The following is an 18,176-nucleotide window of genomic DNA, read 5'->3' on the forward strand; positions in this document are numbered from 1 at the left end:
GGTCGGCGGCATCGCTCGCCGTCTCTGTAGCCATTCGACTCGATCCGACAGTCTCCTGTTTCCTCACCAGCCCGTGTGCCCGCGGTGTTGGAGTCCGGTGTCAGAGGTGGCTCTTCAGCCAGCCAGAAAACTCACGCCGTAGTCCCTGGAGAGCCGGATGACCGGGAAACCGTCATGCTTCGGTTCGGCGGGAGGCCGCTCACAGCAGGCATCTCACCGCACGGCCGATCCGACCGGCTGACTCCTGCATCACCGCCGCCTCGCCCGCGACTACGAAACCCACCCCCACCGCCCCGAAGCCATGATCAAGGTGCCCATGGTCGACCTCATGAGCCGACGACTCACCCACGAATCGACCCCGACCTGGAAGGACTCATAGCCTCCAGGCCAGGCCGATCCGCACCTCTTCCGTAGTGCACGCCTCGCCGAGAGCACTGGCGAGATCCTGACCGTCCTTGTGTCTGCAGATTCAGACTGCGATCAAGATCGGCAGCGCATCGGGGCGACCGTAGGCGAGGATGTGCGTGAGTGCCTCTCTCATACGAGCCAGGTCTTCGGCCGGCGCATGCAGGACTGCCTCGACTACCGGATCGTCCAGGCACAGGTCGTCCAGATGCGCAGGATCGAACGTCACCCGCAGGAGGTTTCCTTCCAGCTCCACCATGCGCACGCATCCGTACGCGGTGTTCTGATCGGGAGTGACAACGCAGTACGAGTCCATGCCGAGGCGGACGGCCTGTTCGTCCGGTTCCTCGAAACCGCCCTGGAACTCGAGCGCGAAGCTCTCCTCGTCCCCTGACTCCGCAACCCCGGCGGTCGGGACGTAGCTTCCCGGTGGACACTTCTCGTGCCATCCGTAGGCGATGTTCGCAACGAATCTGTAAGTCACACACGTGTTCTACCAGACCTGTCGCGGCCCGCGGCGTGCGGTCAGCGCGCCTGCGCCCTGCCAAACACTCCCACCAGGACAAAAGCTCTTTTAGACGTCGTTTCCTTTGGCCCATGTGGCTTTGCTGGGCCATCGATGCATGCGTCGGGAAGCGCTTCGCAGAGAGCCGAGCCGGGCAGGAAGCCGGGCCAAAGACTGCCGGGTACAGGAAGCGTGGAACGTGCAACGAACGTGGATGCTGTTGTCGTTCACCGTGAGCCAGGGAAGAAAGAGCTACGGACGATGCTGTTCTCGGTTCCGGAACAAACGTGGTGGCTGATCGCGGCTGCGGCGACTGTGATGTTCATGATCACGCTAGTGGCGCTGCCGCCTGAGCCTGACGGGGTACCAGAGGTGGCAAGAGCTAAATGCGAGCAGCTCAGGAGGAACGGCAAGTGGGCCGCCTACGTGGGAGTCCCCGTGCTCTACGCCGTGGTCGGCCTGACAGCCTTGATCCGGCCGGAACCGGTAGCACTCATCCTGTTCCTGTACAGCATCGCGGCCGGATCCATGCCGATTGCCCTGCTCCCGATGCGGCGTCGGATGTATCGGCACTACTTCGCCCAACTGCGGAATCCCGGAGGCAGAGTCACCATGGACCGCCTCTCGGCCGTCTGGCTCTACGGCGTCCTCACCCTTGTGATCCTGGCATCGACCGCGCTGGCGATGGCGGCAGCGCATGAGTCCAGGGGCCTTTGAGGCAGCGCCCTGCTTGGTGAGGCGTCGGTAGTCGATGAGACTGGTGGCGATGGCTGTGAAGGCGAGGAAGTGTTCCGGCTTGCGCTCGTAGCGGCGGTGAAGCCGGCGACAGCCGGCCAGCCAGGACATGGTCCGTTCGATGACCCATCGATGGCGTCCCAGCCGCTGTGATGCCTCGATCCCTCGACGGGCGATCCGTAGTGCGATGCCGCGAGAACGAAGCCATCGCCGCAGGTGAGGGTAGGCGTAGCCCTTGTCCCCGTGGAGCTTGTCGGGCCGCCTGCGGCGGGGACCGCGACGGCTGCGGATCGGCGGTATCGACGCGACGAGCGGCTGCAGAGCGAGACTGTCATGGGTGTTGGCCGCCGAGATGGCGACCGCGACCGGCAGACCGGACCGGTCGGTGACGAGGTGGATCTCCGATCCCTTCTTGCCGTGATCGGTCGGATTCGGTCCGGTCAAAAGCCCCCTTTGAGGGCCCGGACACTCACCGAGTCGATAGCGAAACGCGACCAGTCCAGCTCTCCCCGGGCGCCGAGCTCATCCAGGATGACCCGGTGCAGACGGGCCCAGACCCGCTCCTTGCTCCAGCGGGCGAACCTCCGGTAGACCGTCGGCCAAGCTGGCCCGAACAGCGGTGGCACCTGCCGCCACGTGCACCCCGACGTCGCCACGAACACGATCGCGGCCAGACACTCACGATCCCCGGCTCGTCGGCGGCCGCCTCCTTGCGGGCGTATCACCAGCGTCTCCGGCACCACCCTGCGGAACAACTCCCACAACTCATCGGGCACCAACCGCTCAGCAAGGCTCGTCATGCCCGGTACAACGAGACGAACCGCCAAAGGAAACGACGTCTTAGCCGTGCTGTTCCTTTTCTCCGCGCCGACCCTGCCCATGATCGGCGCTTTGCGTAAGCGTCTTTGCCAGGAGAAAGCCCTGGCCCGGAGCAGCTGCCCATCGCCATACGGATCCGGGCAGCAGCGTTTCAGCAGGTATCGCCGTCAGGGCGATGTCCTGGTGGTCCGGTAACGCACCGGCAGGTCGAGGAGCCCACGGGCACGCAGCGAGGGCCGCCACCGCGGTTCCTCTGCGGTGAGCCCGAGTTCGTCGAACCGCTCCAGAAGCGCGGTCAGCGCGATCTCGGTCTCGGCTCGTGCCAGGGGTGCACCCAGGCAGTAGTGAATGCCGTGGCCGAGTGCCAGATGCCCGGTAGCATCGCGGCCAAGGTTCAGGCGGTCCGGGTCTGAGAAGCGCTTCGGGTCGCGGTTGGCAGCAGACAAGGACAGCAGAACTGTCTCGCCGGCCGGGATCCGGACGCCGCCGATCGTCACGTCCTGGGTCGGGAAGCGTCGGATGGCGAGCAGGGCCGGACCTTCGTAACGAGCAAGTTCCTCGACACAGGCGTGTACTTGCGAGAGGTCCTGCCTCAGGGCGCTCATCTGGTCAGAATGCTGCAGCAGGGCCAGAATCGCGTTTCCGATCAGCTGAACGGTGTTCTCGTAACCGGCGAAGAGGATGAGGAATGCCAGGGACATCAGCTCGTCCTCGGTAAGCCGGTCGTCTTCCGTGTCACGTACCGCGATCAGGTCGGAGAGGATGTCGTCGGCCGGCTCGCGCCGCTTGTGGGCCATGAGCTCCTTGAAGAAACCCAACATGGCCATGACGGCCTTCTTCGCCTCCTGGGGACGGCCCGGATCCGGAGCGATCAGTGCGGTCGTCCAGGCACGGAAGTCCCGCCGGTAGGCGTCCGGGACACCGAGAAGGTCGCAGATCACCGCGATCGGCAGGGGGGCTGCATAGGAGGCGATCAGGTCCGTGGTGCCCTGCTCACCGAGAGCGTCCAGGAGCTGGTCGGCAGTGGCACGGATCGGCGTGCGCAGCTGTTCGATCCGACGCTGGGTGAAGGCCCGTCCCACAAGGCGGCGCAGACGGGTGTGGTCAGGCGGATCCATGTTCAGGAGATTGGCATCCAGGGCCGGCGGCAGTGACAGCCCACGGTAGTTGCCCTCGCGAGCGTGCTTCTTGTCGAGCGACAGGCACGGATCAGCAAGAGCCGCGCGGACATCGTCGAACCGAGTGACGAGCCAAGCAGGCTGTCCGTCTGTCCCCGTAATGCGGTGCACCGGGGATGTGGTCCGCAGCCGCTCGTAGACAGCGTACGGGTCAGTCGCCAAATCATCCGCAAGATCCATGCGCCCACCCTAGGGCGCTTCTCCCTCTCAGCCTCTTCCGGGCCCGATCCCGTGCGCTGGACACGCCTCCCCCGGGCTGCGGCCGGTCCGTCCACGGCTTTTCATGTCTCTATATGCGCCGGATGGCGATGGCGATCGTCCAGTACGCCTGGAGGATGGGCTGCGCACCCCGCCATCAGCATGAAGGAAGGCGCTGCTCAACTCGGTATCGGGCCCGTACACCCGACCCCAAGGGCCGTGCCGTTCCGGCACGTCACGCCAGGGGACGCCGGTGCGGGTCCTAAAGCGCATGCCGTCGATCAGCTACCTTCTCGTCCATGCTGGCGGACGTCCCGGCTTCTTGCCGCCGGGTAACAATGGCGCCGGCCGGTCCCACTGGGTACCCGTCAGGTCTCCGCTCACCACCTGGCGATCATCGCAGAGGCTGATCGACCTCAAAGATGGAGGCCGGACCGGTCACGGACAGGATCGCCTCTACGGCCTCTTCAACCGTCTGCGCAGCATTGTCGATCCAGGTCCCCTGCTGCGCGAGCTCGGAGCGCATCGCCTCATCCAGAGGCGACCAATTCACGGCCAGTGCCTTCTCGCGAGCCTGGTTACGCCGCCACGCTACTGCCACACCAGGAGCCAGGATCACGATGTGCAGCGGCACCGCCGCCGGCGCCGTGCGTTGGAAGTCCAAGTGGGAACGGCAGACCACAACGTCATCGAGCACCGGGACGAACCCGGCTCGCGCGAAGCTATCCGCCAGAAGGCACGCGTTGCGGGCGCGTAGGAAGATCTGCCGGTCGGCTTCCTCGTTCGCGGTCAGCGAGGGCCATTGCCCACCGCGGACAATCATCTCCTGAGGGCGTCCACCCCGATGCGGGCCGACATCCGGAGTCCCCCGGCCAGAGCAGCGGCCACCGTGGACTTCCCACTCCCGGAGATGCCGGTCAGCAGGACAGCCCCGGCAGCCTGCTCACGTTCGATTGGCATCAGATCCAAGCTCATACAAGCTCTCCAAACACAAATGATCAAGACCTTGAGGGTACGCGCTGCCCCTAATCCGCCGAGTTGACGGCCGCTTGATCTACTTTCGATACACACCTGGGTCTTCCTTGTACGCGAGCAATCCCCCACCAGGTGACAGACCCGATCCCTCACCAGCCGGCGGACATGCGGAGAGGTCGGCCTTGCCGGCGGCGCACAGTCGGCTTGGTGCAGGACGTTGCGGGTCAGAACCTCGAGACAGGCGACAACGACCACGGTGCGAAGTGCCGTGACCCAGTACAGGAGGCGTACGCGCTCGACTTCGTCGGCGTACTCGCACAGCTGGGGGCCGGTGGTATCGCCGGGGATCGGCTCGCCGATGTCGGAGTCGACGAAAACGACAACCAGGGCGCGGTCCAAGGCGTGGATCTCCGCCTCGCTGGTGATGTTCTCCAGCTGCTCGGCGGCAGCGTCGGAGAACGCGATCCGAGCGCGGCATCGACCGTACTGCGGGCGTATCAGGCGACGGCCGGGCGCCGGGAGGCGAGACGCCTCGATGCGGCAGAGCGCCCCACGCCGCTGGCTCTGTCCCTGCGGAGCAGGGACCGGTGCGAGAGCGACGAGGAGTTCGAGATCTACGGCGTCATGTTCCGTACGGTGGCGCACGGGGTGCACGAGATGAATGCGAACCCGATGATCGCCAATCTGGGTTTCGACGAGCTCGCGGACATGGCCAGGGAAGATCCCGAAGGTGCCTTCCGAGGGTTCACCGGCTGAAGCACCCGGCCGCCCGCGTCCGCCGAATACACCCCCGGTCCGTCAATCGGGCTCCTTGCCGCGGGTGGTACGTCTCAGCCCTGGCGGGGGCGACGGTGCTGCTTGCGGGGGCGCCGAATCGTGTCGGTACCCACCTCGGCGGTGCCGGCGGAGGAGAACAGGCTGGGCACCCCCGGGCGAGGCAGCACCTGCGTGCGGTCCTGGCCCTGGATGGTCGGCTTGGCGGTGGCACGCCGGGCAGGGGTCGCGGCGCGGGCCAGGGTCCGGGCGTGGGGGATGTGGGGTGCGTACATCGCGCAGACTTCCTCGACGATCCACACCTGCCCTACGATCGGGTCGTGGCGCAGGATCATCACCACCTCACCCGCGCACAGCGACTTGTCCGCCGGGTGTGCTTCGCAGCGTTCGGCGCGGCAGTGGCAGGCAGCGTTGGGGTGGACGGTGGCCGCTTTGGCATGGGCGGCAGCGTGCTGCGCGGCAAAGGTGCGCAAAGCGGCCAGGTCGCGGGAGCGGGTGGGCATCGTGCACGGCGAGGTGCAGGTGACGCTTACCGTGCGGTCGCTGTGGCCGGTCAGACGGACGGTCCAGGCCCGCCCGGGCACACGCGCAGTGGAGGGTTCGAGGGGAGCGGTCGTCACGCGGGAAGGCCCGTTCGGTAAAGGGGTCGATCATGGGCCAGGTCCACTACGGGGCCTCTGTAGGCTGCTCGGACCACGGGTTTTCTTCCCCACTTCCCGTTTTGCAAGCAGGGCGGCTCTTTTGTGCCGCTGTGGTGGATCCACGGACTGCTTTACGATGCACGGCCGGGCCCGTCCCCCTTCGACAGGGCTGGTGAACGGGCCTGGCCGCTTGCTCAGCTCCTGCAGACCGGCGTGTAGAGAACGTCCTGGCCCACGTACTGCTGCCACTCCTGTTCCGTCAGGTCGCGACCAACGGCCCGGCACACCCGGGCCCGCAGGTCGGACTCCCCCAGGGTCCACAGGGCCACGTTGAACGTCGCGAAGCTGTACGTTGCCAGGACCCCGCCGTCCGGTGGGGCGTCGGCGGACAAAAACGGCGCCCCCATGGTCCACGCGCGGCGCGGGGTCATGGTGTTCAGTCCGAAGACGGCGCTGTGCAATTGGCCCGAGACCAACAGCAGGCCCCGGTCCGGGATCTCGGTGAGGTCCATGACGAACTTGAGCTGGCCGTCGGAGACCCGGCCGCGCTGTTGCAGGTCCGCGGTGAGAAAGGTGATCGCCCCAGCGCCGGAGCCCACGACCACCTGACCGTCCCGCATCACTTCGACCTTCGCAAGCGCCGTCCCGCCCTCCAACTGCCGGGTCGCGGTGACCGCGAGGTCGGAGGTCCGCAGGGCGACGACGGACGGCCGGTCGGCGGATGCGGTGCTGATGACCGCGTAGAGCCGGTCGGTGTCCTTTCCGCCTCCGCCGAGCGCGGCAATACCGGCCGCGAGCCGTCGGCTCCCCGCGCTCCGCCAGGAGCCATCCACGGTTGTGAAGCGCCTGACCTCGCCGTCGCCGTATCCGACGTAGAGATCGCTGCCGACGAAGGCGACGTGCCGCAGCCCGGTCTTCTTCGGCAGCGGTACGGGCGTCGTCCGCCGGCTCTCGAGGTTCCACACCGCCAGATCGCGGCTGCGCTCCCCCTTCCTGCTGTAGAGCGCCGCGGCCCAGGGGCCGGTTCGGCTGGTGGCGAGCTCCTTGCTGGTGGCGCCCCCCGGCAGGGGAAGGCGGTGGTAGTACGCCGGGTCCGTCATCGTCTCGGACGTCAGGTCCTTCGCATCGGGCAGTACGTACAGGGCCGGGCCGGAGCGCAGCACAAGGTCCTCGCCCGCCCACGCCAGCGACCCCATGCCCGCATAGAAGCGGTTCCACGCCCTCGTCGCAGCGGAGTGGTCGCCATCATGGAGTTCGGCGACTCCACCGCGGTGCCGCAGCACGATGTCGTTGCCCATAAGGGAAGGCCCCGCCCCGGGGTAGCCGTACTCCTGGGTCCGACGCGCCACGTTCCACCCGTAGGTGCCTCCGATACGTCCCGTGAGCCTCGTCGCGCTCAGGTGCGCCCCGTCGTCGGCGGAGGTGATCGAGACCCTCCCGTAGGGGCCGCGGTCGGCGATGAGGGTCTCGGGGCTCTTCGGGCTCAGGACGAGCAACTGGGCGCCGCGGGTGGCGGCAGCCACCACCCCGTCGTCCGCAACGGCCCCGTGCAGCTCCATGTCCTTGGGCACGGTGAGCACCACGGACCGGGCGCAGGTCTTCAGGTCCACCCGAACGACCTCGCGATCCTTGGTCAGCAACACCGCATTCTCCCCCGCCTGCATCGTCTGCGCCGTGCCGCGCTCGGGGCAGCGGCGCGGTGGGGCGTCGAGATGCCGGACGTCGTAGACCAGCATCCCGATCGTGTCCACGTACAGGACGAGCGAGCGGTGGTCCGAGGTGAACTCCAGATGGTCGACCTTGTTGCGCTCGGTGTTCAAGAGCCCGGGGTGGGAGGGGATGGGCAAGGCCATCCTCTTGGTAACCGACCAGGACCCCTTCTTCTGCTCCACGACGGTCAGGCGCAGGTCGCTGGTCGCGAAGGCCACCCGCTGGCCAAGGGGCGACACCGCAAGACCGTGGACGAACACCCCCCGGGCCGTGGGCTCCACCCCGCTCCCTTTCTGGCGCCACACCACGTCCCCGGACTTCGTGGACACGACCTGCACGGCCCCGGTGCTGGTGGACAGCGCACCCCACGCTCCGTTGCGCGACAGGGCGAGCCGATCGAACCGGCCCTCCTCGGGTCGCAGCAGCCTGCGCAGTGAGGAGCTCTCGCCGGCCATCGTGGCCAGGGCATTGGTCTTGTCGCCCGCCTTCTCGGCGATGTCGTCGCTCGCCATGGCCAGCAGCAGGCGCAGTTCCGGCTCGACCTCCCCGTCCTGCTCGTACGCCTGCTCCAGAACCCGGGCGGCGGTGTCGCGCAGCTCCTGGGTCTGCCGGTTGCCGTTCCAGATGAACGCGCCGGTCCCGGAGCCCGCACTGAGCACGAGGACGCAGATGAGGAGGACCCGCAACCAGGCCTTGCGGTCCGGTATCCGGCTGCGGCGGGCCGCCTGCTTCCACTCGCGCACCCCGACGACTGTGGTCTGCAGGCCGCTCGCGTGCTCCTGGGCCTCCCTAAGGTCGGTGTCCGGGACCACGACCCGGTCGAGGGCGGCCGCGACGGCCAGCTTGTTGCGGTAGCCGGTCACCCCGACCATGCGCCCCTCGTCGTCGACCCCGCCGACAACGGCGATCGAGCCGCCGAGACGCCGAACGGTGAGCGGGCCGCGCAGCCGCCGGTTCATCCGGCGCATCTCGTCCACGATGACGGTGAATGCCGCCGTCAGGCTGATGTCCTGGACGTGGTCCACCGGTCCGTCGACACCTGCCAGCGACCAGAGGACCGCGCCACGAACGTCGCCGTCGCTCCGTCGGTGGCCCGCCGTCCGCCAAGCGGTCTCCACACCGGAGCGGAAGCGGTCGTCCGCGGTGAACAGCAGCATGGTCCACGGGTCCGGGACCAGGGCGGGCGGCAGTCCGCGCAGCGTTGTGGCTCGCAGCGTCGCCCGGACCCCAAGGTCACCCCGGTCCAGGAGGACGTCGACCGTCGCCGTCGCCCCCTTCTTCAAGTCCTCCTTCTGCAGGGCGAGCAGCCACACCACCACGGTGGTCCCGTGCGGGTCGGTGCCCAGCGCCGCCACGACGGCGGCCAGCCGGTCGCGGTGGGAGCACGCCGGGGCCTGCCGCCCGGTGGGCCACGGCGTCTGCGCCGCGGCACGGGCGTGCGCCAGCCAGGTCAGCGCGACGGCCAGATGGTCCGCCAGCCGAGCCTCCTCATCGACCAGCACCAGCCCCAGCGCGGCCACGGCCCGTACCGCGCCGGTCACCGCACCACAGGCGGCGAACGGCTCCTCCTCGGGGGTCGGAAGAGCGCCCGCCACCGTGCCGTAGCGCTCGGTCAGTTCGTGCAGTTCGACACTTCCATAGCACAGCGCGCGCAAAGACTCCACGTCCCGGGCGCCGACCAAGGACTGGACGAACTCCAACAGCAGAGGCGAACCGATCAGTGCCCCGTAGAGAGCCGCCTCCTCCTCCGGTCCGTCGAGTTCGTCCGTGAGCAGGACCCGCAGGTCCTCGATGAAGGTCACGACGGGTGGCCCTCCCCATCGAGGCGACGGAGCGCCTGGCGCAGCGGGTGCCCCGCGGGCGACAGCTCTGCCGCCGCGCGCCACACCCGCAGGCCCGCGCGATGCGTCCCCACCAACGAAGGCAGCAGCTCCTCCGCAGAGACGCCGGACAGGCCCCATACACCCGTCACCGCGTCCTCCGCCCGAAACTCCCCGCGCACCACAGGCACGTCGAGCGTCCCGGACAGCCACCGCCGCCGGGCCTCCAGAGCCACCCAATACCGCAGGGCACCCCCGGGCGAGGCTACGACGACCGGAAGGAAAGCACCGCCGTACGCGTCGATGAGCCGTTCCCGCTCCGGCGAAGCCTCCAGGGCGAGCTCCACCGTCACCTTCAGCCGCCCACCCGGAGTGACCTCGGTGCGGACCGAGAACGGACCGCCATCGCCCAGCCGGTCGACCACCGCGCGGTCAGCCGTGCCCGACGCCGACTTGGGCAGGGAGGATTCGAGACCGATGACGAAACCGCTCGGGGCCGCACCCGTCAGCCGGTCGGCTGCCAGGACCGCCGCGTGCCGCAGGAACGGATTCACCCCGGCCAGCCGCCGGGCGACCGCTGCCAAAGCCGTCGCCACCTGCGCAGGGAACCGATCCGGATCCGCGGCGCGCAACCCACCGCACAGGGCCGTGCCGCCCCGTGCGGCAAGGACCGGATCAGGCTCCACCAGCCCCTCGTACAACTGCTCCAACGGGCCGGTCACACCCAGCGCCGCGGGTGTGACCCAGTGGCCGAGGTCCAGCGCCTCGGCGGACAGCGCCGGCGGCGCGTCCCCGTCGAGCAGCCGGACCACCGCCGACGCCAACTCCGTCACCGGCTCCCACGGCAGAAAGCGGAAGATCCCGGGCGGCGGCGTGCCCTCCCGGTCCAGCCGGTGCAGCAGCAGGTAGCGGACCTCACGGGACAGCGCGGCAAACGCCGTCAGATCGGCCGGACCGAGCACAGGGTGCGGCCAGGACGTCTCGACACGGTCGATCAGCGCGGCGCCCGTCTCGTCGATCCGTAACGGGGACCCGTGGTCGTCGAGTTCGACGTACGTGGCGGCCGTGGCCGGGTGGTGCAGGGCGAGCACCAACGGCTGGTCCGGCTCTACCGCCACGGCGCGCCGGACCCAGCCCTCGGCGAAGATCGGCAGGTCCCGGGCGTCGGCGCGTTCGTCGCCGTCGTTGATCGGGCTCGTGCCGGGGACGGGCGGCGGGCCAAGACGGACCACCCAGTCGCTGAGTGGACGGTGCACACCGGTCACGACTGCACCTCCAGGAGGACGGCGAGCAGGCCGACGGCGGCGGGACCGAGCGCGGCCGCGACACCGAGCTGGCGTATCGGGTCCTGGCCGGCGAGCGCTCGACGGTGGTCCCCAGCCAGCCGTTCCCAGTCGGTCGGCGACATCCCGTCCCACGCTGTCGCAGGCACGTGGGCGAGGCGGGCAGCGGTCGCGCCGAGTTCGCAGCCGGTGGTGTTGGCCCAGCGCATCGCGAACTTCACCGCGCGCAGGATGAGTCGTGCCTGGCCGAGTCGGTCCTCGGTGGCGTGGAGCGACGTGAGGCGGCGAGGCCGTGCCTGCAGGTCCGCGAGCCCCGCGCCGGTCGGGTCGACCACGGTGTGGCCGAGCGGGTCGTAGTAGAGGCTGTTCACGGTGAAGTCGCGGCAGTGGGCGTCGGTCTCGAGGTCGCTGCCGCAGGCCGGGAAGTCAAAGGCGTGAGTCTTCAACGTCCGGTATTCGTAGAGCCGTTCGCCGCCCTGAGGCGGTACGGCCGAGCAGACGAGTGAGTACGGCGACACCTTTGCCCGGAACTCCAGCCCGCCGCGGCGCCGCGCCCGCTTGGACAGGTCGGTGAAGCGGCCCGGTGGGGCCGTGCCCGTCAGGTCGAGGTCGTTGACCTCAGCAGCGGAATCGGCGATCAGGTCTCGGACAAACCCGCCGGTGAGCCAGAGCAGATGACGCGACTCACGCACCTCGTCGACGAGCGGGCCCGCGACCGCTCCCCAAGCCGACCCCGGCAGCGCCAGGGTCTCCGCCACCACGTCGGGCAGCGCGGCGTCGAGCTCCTCGGCCCGGTGCACCCGCGCCGGATCCACCCGCCGCACCGGTGTGGCTGCGAGGGTCCGGACGGACCCGGCGTCCACCGGAACGGGCCTGTCCGGCGGTTCGGCCAGCGCCTCGTCGCCGCTCAGCAGCAGCCGGTCGCACGCCGCCTTCGGCTGCGAGGACGGGGCGTAGCCGAAACCGGCAACCGTCCCCTCCTTCGTGACGTCACCGGCCAGGACGGGGCCGGTCGTGTCCCGCTCATGCCACACAGTTCCTCCGCAACGGGACCGGACGTCGTACAGATGTCCGGTCCGTGCCAGTCCGACGCGGGAGGTGAACCGACGACGGTGGGGAGGGGCGGTGGCCCCGACGCCGGGCGGCAACTCAGGTCGGACGATCGCCCGCGCGTCCACGCCGCACGGCTCCCACCACCATCGGGCAAGTAGAGCAACGTAACAGGAATGCACATCATCCGACCGGAGTTCGCGGATACTGCTCGGCGGTGTGGGGCGTCGTGCTACCACCCGGATCGGGCGGGTCTCCGTGGATGAGCGCGAGCGATGCGAGCGACGGCTCGCGCTCCCGTCCGCTCCGAGCCGCGGGCGCATGCGCGGACCCGCACGTCGCGGGTCCGGGCTCGGGGGGTGCGGAAAAATGCTGTCATCTCCAGCCGGGGTGGCCTCGACCCGCCGAGCGGGCCGGCCCGCTCACCCCGCGACATCGTGCCGACCGAACTGTGGGACAAGCAGATCGGTCTGCTGATGCGGGACCACCCTTACGATGCCGTCTTGGCCGCCCGCGTCCTCAGCCAGGGCTACGCCCACCTACTTACTGATCGTTTCAGAATGAGTTCGGCGTAGGGGCTTGGCAGTCGGGTCTGGCGGCGGCAGAGTGGCGCGGGTGCCGGATGATCTTGTGCCTGATGACCTGTGGGAACGTATCGGCCCGCTGCTGCCGACCCGCCCTCCGCGGCGCCATAGGTATCCGGGGTGTCTGCCGGCGGACGACCGTGCTGCTCTGCGGGGCAGCGTTTACGTGCTGCGCAAGAACGTGAGCCGGAGAGACGTGCCCGCCGAGCGGACCGGGTGCAGTGGGGTGACGGCCTGGCGCCGTCTGCGGGACTGGACCGAGACCGGCGTCTGGCCCCGCCTGCACGAGGTGCTTCTGGCCGAGCTGCGCAAGGCAGGTCAGCTGGACCTGGACGACTGCGCGATCGACGGCTCGCACATCAGGGTCCTGAAGGGGGCTCACACCGGACCTTCGCCGGTCGACCGCGCCCGGCCGGGCAGCAAGCACCATCTGATTGTCGACCGACATGGCACCCCTCTCGCTGTGACGCTGACCGGCGGGAACAGGCATGACGTCACGCAGCTGACGCCGCTGCTGGACTTGATCCCCCGCATCCGCGGACTTCGCGGGCGGCCGCGGCACCGGCCGGGCCGGTTGTTCGCCGACCGCGGCAGGGAATTGTTGCTGGATCGGTCCTGGTGGCGAGGTGGGCTGTTTGGAGGGAGGCTGGCTGTCTGGGCTGGTCAGGAGAGGGCCGTGCAGGGTGTCGGGACTTGAGGTGCTGGCGGCGGAGGCGTACGTCTACGGCTTTCCGATGGTGTTCAACCTGGATGAGGTGGGTTGTTTCACCCGCGAGGGCATGGGCTCGCCGCCGGCCGCCCCTTTAACCGGTTCAGCTACGCCGCCGCTCTGGCCGGGCCGAAGGACACCTTCGTGACCGTCAGCAACGACACCGTGTACTCCATCGCCCAGGTCGACCTGAGCGAGGTCCCGCTCCTGCTGCACGTGCCCGACACCGCCGGACGGTACTACGTGTTCCAGTTCGTCGACGCCTGGACGAACAACTTCGCCTACGTCGGCCGCCGCGCCACCGGCACCGCCGCTGGAAGCCATCTGCTGACCGGTCCCTGCTGGAGCGGCAAGGTCCCGGAGGGCATCACCCGGATCGCGGCGCCGACCGCGGTGGTCTCGATCGTGGGCCGCTGGGCTTGCGACGACCCCGGTGACCTGGCCGCCGTCCAGACCCTGCAGCAGGCCACCACGCTCGAACCCCTCGACGCCGACATGCCGACGCCCGCCGGACTTCCCGCACCGCACGACGGGGTCGACGGTGGCGAGCTGCTGTTCTTCGAGAAGCTGCGCACCTGGATGCGGGCCTTCCCGCCATCCGCCGCATACCGGGCCTATCAGGAGCGGTTCGCCCCGCTCGGCCTCCTGGACGAGGCCAGCCCCTACGCCGCTGCCTCCGCCGCGAGATGGTCCAGGCTCTGGCGGCCGGCTACCGCCAGGGCAAGGAGCGGGTGGAGTACGCCACCACCCACGACGACAACTCCGAGCAGCACAGGTGGAAGCTGACCTACCACGCCTTCGACTACAACCTCGACTTCTTCCAGACCGGCACCCTGAACAGCCCCCGGTGGGTGATCGCGGACCGGGCCACCGCCCGCGTCGTGCGGGCCGCCGCCACCCGTGCCGGACTGTGGGGCAACCACGCCTACGAAGCCGCCTACGCCATGACCTGGAACGAGGGTGACGGCCGGCGCCTGGACGGCACCCGTTCCTACACCCTGACCTTCGCCACGCCCTCGTCGGTGGATGCCTTCTGGTCGATCACCATGTACGACCTGTCCGACTACTACCTCGTCGACAACCCCATCGACCGCTACTCCATCGGCGACCGCACCCCCCACCTGCACCACGCTCCCGACGGCTCCCTGACCCTGCACCTCCAGCCGCAGCGCCCCACAGCACCGGAAGCCGCCGCCAACTGGCTGCCCACACCGCCCGGCCGCTTCCGGCCCGTCCTGCGCATGTACCAGCCCCGCCCGGCCGCCTTCGACGGCACCTACCCCCTCCCGCCCATCACCCGCTCACCCGCTCACCCGGATGAGGACGGCGGCCAGGTGGAGTGGGGCACCTGGTGCGAGACGAACCCAACGACCTCGTGCGCGATAAGAGTCGTCACCGTATCTGTGCAGGTCAGCGGATCAGGCTCTGTGAAGATGTAAAGCGCTGACCTGCAGTGATACTTATCGTGTACGAGGTCGTAAGGGTTGTCCCGTAACGACTGGACGAGACTTGTCAGCCAGGGCCCATTTTGCTGAGGAAAGCGCAGTTTGGCCCGAACTGGTGAGGGCTCTCAGAAAATGGGGCGCGGCCGTTCTGCTGGTTGTGCCACGCTGACGGATCGCACCCAGACCGGTCCTGTGCAGGAGCCTTCGTTGACGACACCGTCCCGCTTGATTCCGCTGCTCGAGCAATTCGACTTCGCGCGCGAGCGCCTCACCGCTCGCATGGCTGGGCCCATCATGGACAGCGGCGACGGGGCGGACACCAGGGTCGGCCCCATGACCGACGAGGAGTATCTCTGGGAGCCGGTGGCCGGTTGCTGGTCGGTACGCCGACGCGTCAACGGGCCGGGATCGCGCGCAACCGCCCTGGCCGGCACCGGCGAGTGGGGGCGCGACGCCGCCTCTTACCCGCACCCCTGGCCGCCGCCCTTCACCACCATCGCCTGGCGCCTGAGCCACCTCAGCGAAATGCTGACCCTGCGCGCCGACCACACCGCCGGTAGCCGTACTTTGACCAGGGACGACTACATGGTCAACGGGGACGTCGCAGGGGCGGTAGCGGCCTTCGACGCCGGCGCCGCGGCCTGGCAGAAGACCCTGCTGAGCGTGGACGACGCCGCACTCGACACCGTGGGGTTGTGCACCTATCCGCATGGCAGCGACGCGGAAGAGCCGTTTCTCGACATCGTGTGGTGGGTGAACCAGGAACTGCTGCACCACGGGGCCGAGATCGCCCTGCTGCGCGACCTCTACCGCGCCCGATCACGCTGATCCCCGCCGAAGCCGCGACGCACACGGCAGTCAGGTTTCCTTCCACGGAAGGCTTGACGTGAGGGCGGTGCTCGCAGTCGGCAGCGCGAGGGGAAAGCCGCCGAACCGGCGCCGCGCGAGGAGAAGGCGGACTCTCCATGGCGGAGCGAGCGGTTCGCCAATCGCGTCCGGGCCAGGCATGCCACGGTCCACGCGCTGCTGGAAGCCGGCCACAGCCGCCGTTCCATCGGGCGCCAGCTGAACATGACCCACCGCACCGTCAAGAGCCTCGCCGACGCCGCCATGCCGGAAGACCTCTTTCGCGGACAGTGGCGGCACAACAGGACCTCCGTCCTCGACGAGTACGAGCCCTGCCTGGACGAACGCTGGGACGAGGGTTGCACCAGCGCCTGGAAGCTCTGGGAGGAGATCGTTCCCCTGGGCCATCGAGGCAGCTACGGCCGGGTCAGCGCCCACCTGCGACAGAAGCGCACCTCGCCACGGCCGGTCACCGCGCAACCGCCGGCACCCCGCGTAGTGACGAGATGGATCCTCAGCCGACCCGAGACGCTGACCGAGATCGAACAGCTCCGACTCAAGACCGTCCTGGCCAACTGCCCCGAACTCGACGCCCTGACCGGTCACGTCCGGTCCTTCGCCCACATGCTCACCGAGCGCCAGGGTGAACGACTCCCTCAGTGGCTCGACGCCGTCCGCCGGGACGACCTGCCCAGCCTCCACACTCTCGCGGCCGGCATCGACCGGGACCGTGACGCCGTCATCGCCGGCCTGACCCTGCCCTGGAGCTCCGGCGTCGTCGAAGGACACGTCAACCGGATCAAGATGCTCAAGCGCCAGATGTTCGGTCGCGCCGGCTTCGCACTGCTCCGCAAGCGAGTCCTGTTGGCTCACTGATCGATGTCAGATGCGCGCGATAGCTTCCCCACATGGGTGTTTACCTGGTGAGCGTCGGCGTGGAGGAATGGTTCGGTGACGAGGAGGACGGGTGGGGTGAAGTCGCTTCGGCACTCGATGCTGAACTCAGGCGGCGGGACATGCCGCCCTACGAGGACGTCCCCGCAGAGACGGCCTTCGCACCTGGCTCAGGACAAGCTTTCGAGGAAAAGCTGACCCCCGACATGACCGGGTTCCTCGCCTTGTGTCAGACGCACCTGTCACGAGCGGAATCGGAGATCCTCTGCGGCTGGACCGTGCTCGTGCCCTTCTCGCTCGATGAGGAGATCTGGTTGCCCATTGAATCCGACGACCACGAGTCCATGCTCGCCGGCGCTCCTCAGGTACTACCGCTCGCCGAGAAGCTGGCGGCAGCCGTCGATCTGCCAGCCGAAACCCCGGCGACATGCGACAACCTCGACCTGAGCACGTGGTTCAGGAACCAAGCAAAGGAACTGGCCACTACTCGAACAGGGCCGTGGACCAAGGACCTGGACACAGCCTTCTACGTCGCACTGTTCCTGCGCGCTGCACAGCACTCGATCCGACGCGGCTGCCCCATTGTCTGCACCTGAGGCCCCTTCGGTCCCGCTGGTCTCACAGCGAAGATCACACACCGTGCACGCGTCACGGAAAGCAAGCCAGAACCGGTTCGCGTGAACAAAGCCACGGGCGATCATCGGCTTGATGCCGCGTTTCCACGGCAGGCGGCGGTACTTGTCGAAGTCGTAGCCCCGGTCGGCATACAGGCGCCGGGGCTTGCTGCGGGAGCGTCCCCGCCGACCCCGGATCGGCGGGACGGCGTCGAGCAGCGGCAGGAGCTGGGTGACGTCGTGCCGGTTGCCACCGGTCAGGGTGACGGCGAGTGGGGTTCCGTGTCGGTCGACGATCAGGTGGTGCTTCGAGCCGGGACGGGCGCGGTCGACGGGCGAGGGGCCGACATGATCCCCCCTTTGAGCGCCCGGACGTGCGACCCGTCCACAGAGCGGTCGTCCAGGTCCAGCAGACCGGCGCGGCGCAGCTCGGTCAGCAGGGCAGCGTGCAGGCGCGGCCATACACCTGCCTCGGTCCAGTCTCACGGCCGGCGCCAGGCCGTCACACCGGAGCATCCCACCGTCTCCGCGAGAACGTCGCGCCACGCGACACCCGTCCGCAGCACGAACAGGACGCCGGCGAGGGCCACTCGGTCAGGAACACGCAGCCGCCCGGGACAGCGGCGGCGCCTCTCGGGAGCGGGCGGCAGAAGCGGGGCCGCCCGCTCCCACAGGCCGTCAGGAACAAGAGCAGCACGCACCCGGACACCCTGCCGACCAAGATCATCGAGTGCAAGACCCGCAGCTCAACTCATTCCGAAACGATCAGTTGTGCGCTCTCCCATCCGTGCGTGCCAAACAGGCGAGCAAGATCACCCGCGATCCGCACGCCAGAACCGCTCCCCCACCCCGCACCCCGAGCGTGTCCACCCGGATGACGCGTGACGGCACGTCACCAACCACCCAAGCTCCCTTGGAAACAAGGGCAAAGCGGACGATTTACTTCCAGATAAACCTCTTTCCGAACGAGCTCTCGAAATGGCACGATCAG

At 68.6% G+C, this 18,176-nt stretch carries 12 protein-coding genes and 7 pseudogenes; 9 read left to right on the forward strand and 10 right to left on the reverse strand.

What is annotated here, in order from left to right:
- Window positions 1-241: 241 nt before the first annotated feature.
- A pseudogene (locus ACWGSR_RS07520) lies at window positions 242-379 on the forward strand (IS5 family transposase); the annotation flags it as partial.
- 90 nt (window positions 380-469) lie between these two features.
- On the opposite strand, the gene ACWGSR_RS07525 reads toward ACWGSR_RS07520, so the two are convergent.
- Window positions 470-889 carry an Imm10 family immunity protein gene (locus tag ACWGSR_RS07525; RefSeq protein ID WP_453564336.1) on the reverse strand — a complete coding sequence of 140 codons (420 nt, stop codon included), beginning with the start codon at window positions 887-889 and terminating at the stop codon, window positions 470-472.
- 213 nt (window positions 890-1,102) lie between these two features.
- Here ACWGSR_RS07525 and ACWGSR_RS07530 point away from each other — a divergent pair, with 213 nt between their 5' ends.
- Window positions 1,103-1,627 (forward strand): hypothetical protein, encoded by a 525-nt coding sequence (locus tag ACWGSR_RS07530; RefSeq protein ID WP_453564918.1) that lies wholly within the window; start codon window positions 1,103-1,105, stop codon window positions 1,625-1,627.
- Between the two features lie 18 nt (window positions 1,628-1,645).
- Here ACWGSR_RS07530 and ACWGSR_RS07535 read toward each other — a convergent pair.
- From ACWGSR_RS07535 to ACWGSR_RS07550, 4 genes and pseudogenes are all read right to left on the reverse strand, one after another.
- Window positions 1,646-2,445: pseudogene (locus tag ACWGSR_RS07535) on the reverse strand (IS5 family transposase); the annotation flags it as partial.
- Between the two features lie 186 nt (window positions 2,446-2,631).
- A complete protein-coding gene (locus ACWGSR_RS07540; protein ID WP_453564338.1) occupies window positions 2,632-3,822 on the reverse strand; it encodes a cytochrome P450 family protein in 1,191 nt (396 codons plus the stop codon).
- A 412-nt stretch (window positions 3,823-4,234) separates the two neighbouring features.
- A pseudogene (locus tag ACWGSR_RS07545) lies at window positions 4,235-4,815 on the reverse strand (AAA family ATPase).
- Between the two features lie 228 nt (window positions 4,816-5,043).
- Window positions 5,044-5,313: pseudogene (locus ACWGSR_RS07550) on the reverse strand (hypothetical protein); the annotation flags it as partial.
- Between ACWGSR_RS07550 and ACWGSR_RS07555 the strand changes: the two are divergent.
- Complete coding sequence (locus tag ACWGSR_RS07555; protein ID WP_453564892.1) at window positions 5,218-5,571, forward strand: DUF6924 domain-containing protein; 354 nt, start codon at window positions 5,218-5,220, stop codon at window positions 5,569-5,571. The pseudogene ACWGSR_RS07550 and the gene ACWGSR_RS07555 sit on opposite strands and share 96 nt — an antisense overlap.
- 74 nt (window positions 5,572-5,645) lie before the next feature.
- On the opposite strand, the gene ACWGSR_RS07560 is transcribed toward ACWGSR_RS07555, so the two are convergent.
- The 4 genes from ACWGSR_RS07560 to ACWGSR_RS07575 form a co-directional block, all read right to left on the reverse strand.
- Window positions 5,646-6,209, reverse strand: a complete 564-nt coding sequence (locus ACWGSR_RS07560) for a hypothetical protein (protein ID WP_453564341.1) — start codon at window positions 6,207-6,209, stop codon at window positions 5,646-5,648.
- A 215-nt stretch (window positions 6,210-6,424) separates the two neighbouring features.
- Window positions 6,425-9,742, reverse strand: a complete 3,318-nt coding sequence (locus ACWGSR_RS07565; RefSeq protein ID WP_453564344.1) for a hypothetical protein — start codon at window positions 9,740-9,742, stop codon at window positions 6,425-6,427.
- A complete protein-coding gene (locus ACWGSR_RS07570; RefSeq protein WP_453564347.1) occupies window positions 9,739-11,025 on the reverse strand; it encodes a hypothetical protein in 1,287 nt (428 codons plus the stop codon). Before ACWGSR_RS07570 ends, ACWGSR_RS07565 begins: the two co-directional genes overlap by 4 nt.
- A complete protein-coding gene (locus ACWGSR_RS07575; RefSeq protein ID WP_453564350.1) occupies window positions 11,022-12,077 on the reverse strand; it encodes a hypothetical protein in 1,056 nt (351 codons plus the stop codon). The genes ACWGSR_RS07570 and ACWGSR_RS07575 overlap by 4 nt, the downstream gene beginning before the upstream one ends.
- Before the next feature lie 631 nt (window positions 12,078-12,708).
- Between ACWGSR_RS07575 and ACWGSR_RS07580 the strand changes: the two are divergent.
- The 6 genes and pseudogenes from ACWGSR_RS07580 to ACWGSR_RS07605 all read left to right on the forward strand — a co-directional run.
- Window positions 12,709-13,269 (forward strand): annotated as a pseudogene (locus ACWGSR_RS07580) (IS5 family transposase); the annotation flags it as partial.
- A 261-nt stretch (window positions 13,270-13,530) separates the two neighbouring features.
- The gene (locus ACWGSR_RS07585; protein ID WP_453564353.1) at window positions 13,531-14,172 is read left to right on the forward strand and encodes a DUF1254 domain-containing protein; all 642 of its coding nucleotides are present in this window, start codon (window positions 13,531-13,533) and stop codon (window positions 14,170-14,172) included.
- Window positions 14,073-14,825: a DUF1214 domain-containing protein gene (locus ACWGSR_RS07590; protein ID WP_453564355.1), complete on the forward strand. Its 753-nt coding sequence runs from the start codon at window positions 14,073-14,075 to the stop codon at window positions 14,823-14,825. Before ACWGSR_RS07585 ends, ACWGSR_RS07590 begins: the two co-directional genes overlap by 100 nt.
- Before the next feature lie 213 nt (window positions 14,826-15,038).
- Window positions 15,039-15,659, forward strand: coding sequence for a DinB family protein (locus ACWGSR_RS07595; RefSeq protein ID WP_376245232.1), 621 nt, complete (start codon window positions 15,039-15,041; stop codon window positions 15,657-15,659).
- Between the two features lie 102 nt (window positions 15,660-15,761).
- Window positions 15,762-16,553 (forward strand): annotated as a pseudogene (locus ACWGSR_RS07600) (transposase); the annotation flags it as partial.
- 32 nt (window positions 16,554-16,585) lie between these two features.
- Entirely contained in the window at window positions 16,586-17,167 is a 582-nt protein-coding gene (locus ACWGSR_RS07605) for a hypothetical protein (protein WP_453564358.1), read from the forward strand.
- 75 nt (window positions 17,168-17,242) lie between these two features.
- Here the strand turns inward: ACWGSR_RS07605 and ACWGSR_RS07610 are convergent.
- Window positions 17,243-17,886 (reverse strand): annotated as a pseudogene (locus ACWGSR_RS07610) (IS5 family transposase); the annotation flags it as partial.
- Window positions 17,887-18,176 lie beyond the last annotated feature (290 nt).

The organism is Streptomyces sp. NPDC055632, assembly GCF_053618675.1.